The following is a 4319-nucleotide window of genomic DNA, read 5'->3' as shown; positions in this document are numbered from 1 at the left end:
CCGATCGATTTTTGGGGAACGCACCATGCACATTTATTGCAGCTGTGATCCCAAATCCTGTTATAATAAAACGAGTAAAGACGAGGTTTTAGACCCGATTTTTTTGATACCATTTGGTGAATAATCGACCTCTGGTAAGCTAGGGAGCGCCAGAGCAGGGAGAGCAGAGCTTTTGTACTAAATTTTCCTGTCTTTTTTCTCCTCCTGTCTCGGATTCTCCTCAGCTAAGGTCAGATTTTTGATTTTTGCAGGAGATCTATAGCGGTTTTCCCAGAAGTTAGTCCCGATTGAATCTATCAAGGGATTTACCATACCTTACCCGAAATAATAGTGAAATTTTGTGACAAAGTGCAGCCAGATATAAGAATCTTTGCTAGATTTCTAGAAAGCTTCTGTGATAAGTCTCCTTAAAAGGAGATTGTTTGCAGTAAGCTAATCTGGCTAACACGCTTTTGGGCGTGATATTGGGAAAAGTTCGGGCGATTGCGCCTAAATGGGGTGATATGCTAGAAGTTGACCTATATTGTTACTCTGGAGAGTGTTATACGGAAAGTCTCTTTATAAGATTTAGTTATACATCTTTTATGCTGAGACACAATAAGCAAATTGCTGCGAAATTGTAACATTAGCAAATCAATCTAAATTTTTATGCCATTTGAATTAATTATCACTTCCCTAATTGGACTATTTTCGGGCGTTATTTCACTTTATGCAGATCCCAAAGATAAGAAACATAAAATCTGGCAATTCATTTTACTAGCCTTAATAATTGTGAGTGCTTGTAGTACTGTATATTTTGGCTATCGTAAGGAGCAAGAATCTAAAGCAACAGAAGCAAAAAAAGATTCCCAGATCAAGAATCTGAGCGATAATCTATCTCAAGTTAATAAGCAAAACTCCGAGCTATTGCAAACTGTTAATATAATGCAATCAAAACTCGATGTAACAGGAAGTGATACAAAATTCATTCGCAATATTCTTGAGAAACTTGGATGGAGTCAGGAGAACATCAACAATCCGAATAAGGGTCAGATTGGTCAGAGTTTACAGGCTAGTCAGTCACTAAACAAAATTAGTGGAAATGCTGATCAAAGAAGAGGCATCACAGTACAGTATTTTCCCAAAAATGTAGATCCTAATATTGTGAAATCGCGGCTAGAAGCTTTGGGTGTTAAGCTAAATACATCTGCTTCCCAACTTCCAGGAGTACCTACAAATGCTATTTGGTTTGGTTCAGGAGTAGACATGAATACCGTAAAAGCAGTTGCCTATACATTGATTGGAGCAGGAGTTGAGTTAAAAATGATTCGCCAGTTCAATAATTCGCAAGGTCGAGAGTATTTAATCCAAGTGGGAGGAGATGGTGAATGCATAAATCGTCCAACCTTAACAGTAGAACGAATCAGAGCTATTCAAGAATTCCCAAAACAGAGTGAGGTCAAAGGTTGCCGAGCAGACTTCTAAGAGTATGTGTTGGAAGCCGTAGGGTGCGTTCCCTAAGGCGACTCCTACTGCTCCACCGATCGATTTTTGGGGAACGCACCATGCACATTGATTGCAGCTGTGGGTTAAAGTGCGATGCGGAAGGCACTGGGTAGCAGATCGCTGATCTTGTAGAGACGTAGTAGGATGGGCATTAGCTCATCCTACAGACCTGTGAGATATTATAGAGGGGTCTCCAGAAGTCAAATCGTAATCAGGAGTTAGTATATGCAAGCAATCCTTTTAAGCCGTGAAGAAGTTGCTCAACGTGCAGAGAAACTGTACGAAAGCAGAATCCGCCAAGAGGTGGAAGTTGAAGAAAACATTGGCAAGATGGTTATCATTGACATTGAAACAGGTGACTACAAAGTTGATGAAAATGGCTTACACGCTGCTGACTTATTGAGCGAGAAACACCCCCATGCTCGGCTCTTTGGGATCAAAATTGGCTACAACGTTGCTGCCGCTTTTGGTGGGGGTGTTATGGAGCGTGTAGTTAAGTGATTTCAGGTATTGTGGCTAATGGACACCCGCTTATCACTATCCCATTTCGGATTCCAAATCGCGCTGACTTTCCGATTGAGTTTGTAGTAGATACAGGATTTACAGATGAGCTTTGTTTACCACCCGAAGCAGTAGCATTACTGAATCTTCCTTTCAGGTACGATATGCGTGCGAATTTAGCAGACAACAGCCAAGTAATGCTGCCTCTTCACAAAGCAATTATTATCTGGAATGGTGAGGAGCGAGAAACTCGTGTATTTGCCACAGGGCGGCGACCCCTGGTTGGAACTGCTTTATTAGATAGCCATGAACTTGTGATTCAGTTTACGGAAGGTGGGTTGGTAACGATTGATGATTTGTAGTGCGATGCCGAAGGCACTGCGTAGCAGCACGCCGATCTTGTAGGGTGCGTTCCCTAAGGCGACTCCTACTGCTCCAGCGATCGATTTTTGGGGAACGCACCATGCACATTGATTGAAGCGCCGATTCAAATTTGAAGTGCACCACTGGGGGGCTTCCGATGAGGCGGCTCATCAGTAGTAGAGCGGGAGCACTTCGTTAGAATAAATCAGAGTATCATTAAGGCAAAATACTGAGTTGAGGTCAACCCTATGGCAGTTCGTCAACGGCGTTATCCCAAAGATGAGTTAGCCGAGCGAGGGCAAAAACTCTACGAATCTGGCATTCGGCAGCAAGTCGAAGCCGGTAATGAAGGTAAGATTGTAGCGATCGACATTGAAACTGGAGAGTTTGAAGTCGATGAAAACGTTGTGCCTGCAACTAATCGACTCTTTGAACGTCACCCCGATGCCCAACCTTGGATCATTCGTATCGGACATCGCGCTGTTTATCATTTCGGGGCACGGAGTTTGAAGAAAAATCCATGATGGAAGGTGTTGTAAATTTGCGGCGTGAAGCCACGCTAAGGATTGTAGTCGGAAACTCAAATCGGCAACTGCAAGCGGTTGACGCGGTGATTGATACTGGGTTCAATGGATTTTTATCTTTGCCCTCTACAATCATCGCTACATTAAATTTACCTTGGAGTGGTTCTGATTTTGTCACGCTGGGTGATGGCAGTGAAACTTATTTTGATCTGTACACTGGGACTGTGATATGGGATGGGCAGTACCAAGAGATTGATATTGCAGAATCAGAAACAGAGCCTCTACTAGGAATGGCGCTGCTTTACAGATATCGGTTGCAGGTCGATAACATTGAGGGCGGTAAGGTCAAGATTGAAGCCTTATGAGCCAGTGCTAGAAGAGATTCGGTGAGGCGCGGTCTAACAACGCAGCCGTAGGGTGCGTTCCCTAATATGGCTCCTACTGCTCCAGCGATCGATTTTTGGGGAACGCACCATGCACATTGATTGAAACTGTGGGTTAAAGTGCGATGCCGCTCCTCCCGCTCAAACCCCGGAACCCTCTGCTCTCGTTGGTCTGGGGGCCGTCGTCGCTCTGGGGGCTGGCTTCAAGCGCCGCCGCGCCTAGGCAGACAAAAACTAAGCGTTAATTGAAGGTATTACAACAGGATATCTGCAAGGGTCTCTTTTTTTGTGGGTAATTGTGAATTAGAGAAATTGACATATAATAAGAGCATAGAGCTAAATATACCTTTAAAATAGCTTTTCTCATGCCTACCGTCCTTCAAGTTGGGCCTTACAGTTTTATCTTTTTCAGTTCAGATCAACGAGAGCCAGCCCATATCCATGTCAAACGCGATCGCAAACTCGCTAAATATTGGCTTGATCCCATTACCTTAGAGAAAAACCGAGGATTCAAAGAACATGAATTAAACCAGATTGCTAAACTAATAACAGAACATCAACCCGCAATCCTAACCGCATGGCATGATTACTTTGACCCTTGAAACCGAGCCAATTGCCCATCAAGTGACCCTAACCGACGATAAATTAATAATCGACCTAGCCGACGGTCGCAGCATCACCGTTCCGCTAACATGGTACCCTCGTTTACTGCACGCCTCCCCCGCCGAGCGTCAAAATTGGCAACTCTTAGCGGATGGATGTGCTATCGAATGGCTCGATCTAGATGAGCATATTGGTATCGAAGGACTATTAGCTGGTCGGCGCAGTAGCGAGAGTTCACGCTCCCTGAATCGATGGTTAACAACTCGCAGACAAACTGTAACCGAGTAAATGGGGACAATGTTTCTGTTGTGCCACCCAAACTCCTCCATTCTTGCCCTGTAATTTATATCAAAATTTACTTAGGGTTTGCTGAATAAATCTAAAAACCTTGTTGGGTAAGACTTTTAGACTTTTTGTCAATCAAAAAGTACCAGGTATGGGAGTGATCAGGGGGAAAATT

The 4319-nt window shown here is 43.8% G+C and carries 8 protein-coding genes; all 8 read left to right on the top strand.

The features are described from left to right. Positions 1-648 precede the first annotated feature (648 nt). Positions 649-1464, top strand: coding sequence for a hypothetical protein (locus PX481_RS18675; protein WP_069474479.1), 816 nt, complete (start codon positions 649-651; stop codon positions 1462-1464). A 246-nt stretch (positions 1465-1710) separates the two neighbouring features. After that, positions 1711-1986, top strand: a complete 276-nt coding sequence (locus tag PX481_RS18670; protein WP_002739245.1) for a hypothetical protein — start codon at positions 1711-1713, stop codon at positions 1984-1986. Then, positions 1983-2348 carry a clan AA aspartic protease gene (locus PX481_RS18665; protein ID WP_002763443.1) on the top strand — a complete coding sequence of 122 codons (366 nt, stop codon included), beginning with the start codon at positions 1983-1985 and terminating at the stop codon, positions 2346-2348. Before PX481_RS18670 ends, PX481_RS18665 begins: the two co-directional genes overlap by 4 nt. A 249-nt stretch (positions 2349-2597) precedes the next feature. Then, positions 2598-2873, top strand: coding sequence for a hypothetical protein (locus tag PX481_RS18660; RefSeq protein ID WP_002752924.1), 276 nt, complete (start codon positions 2598-2600; stop codon positions 2871-2873). Further along, on the top strand, positions 2870-3238 hold the full coding sequence (locus tag PX481_RS18655; protein WP_002752923.1) for a hypothetical protein: 369 nt from the start codon (positions 2870-2872) through the stop codon (positions 3236-3238). The genes PX481_RS18660 and PX481_RS18655 overlap by 4 nt, the downstream gene beginning before the upstream one ends. Positions 3239-3428: 190 nt before the next feature. After that, positions 3429-3479: a hypothetical protein gene (locus tag PX481_RS18650; RefSeq protein ID WP_230400958.1), complete on the top strand. Its 51-nt coding sequence runs from the start codon at positions 3429-3431 to the stop codon at positions 3477-3479. Between the two features lie 142 nt (positions 3480-3621). Continuing rightward, positions 3622-3858 (top strand): DUF4160 domain-containing protein, encoded by a 237-nt coding sequence (locus PX481_RS18645; protein WP_002763445.1) that lies wholly within the window; start codon positions 3622-3624, stop codon positions 3856-3858. Then, on the top strand, positions 3839-4147 hold the full coding sequence (locus tag PX481_RS18640) for a DUF2442 domain-containing protein (RefSeq protein WP_002752921.1): 309 nt from the start codon (positions 3839-3841) through the stop codon (positions 4145-4147). Before PX481_RS18645 ends, PX481_RS18640 begins: the two co-directional genes overlap by 20 nt. Positions 4148-4319: the final 172 nt, after the last annotated feature.

It is taken from the genome of Microcystis sp. M53603_WE2 (genome assembly GCF_030065435.1).
Note: the sequence above shows the minus strand (reverse complement) of the source record. Positions and strands in the feature narration are given on the sequence as shown.

Bases quoted from the DNA above. Each gene is read 5' to 3' on its own strand.
- PX481_RS18660 (WP_002752924.1), top strand. From the start codon at position 2,598: ATGGCAGTTCGTCAACGGCGTTATCCCAAAGATGAGTTAGCCGAGCGA.
- PX481_RS18675 (WP_069474479.1), top strand. From the start codon at position 649: ATGCCATTTGAATTAATTATCACTTCCCTAATTGGACTATTTTCGGGC.
- PX481_RS18645 (WP_002763445.1), top strand. From the start codon at position 3,622: ATGCCTACCGTCCTTCAAGTTGGGCCTTACAGTTTTATCTTTTTCAGT.
- PX481_RS18655 (WP_002752923.1), top strand. From the start codon at position 2,870: ATGATGGAAGGTGTTGTAAATTTGCGGCGTGAAGCCACGCTAAGGATT.
- PX481_RS18640 (WP_002752921.1), top strand. From the start codon at position 3,839: ATGATTACTTTGACCCTTGAAACCGAGCCAATTGCCCATCAAGTGACC.
- PX481_RS18670 (WP_002739245.1), top strand. From the start codon at position 1,711: ATGCAAGCAATCCTTTTAAGCCGTGAAGAAGTTGCTCAACGTGCAGAG.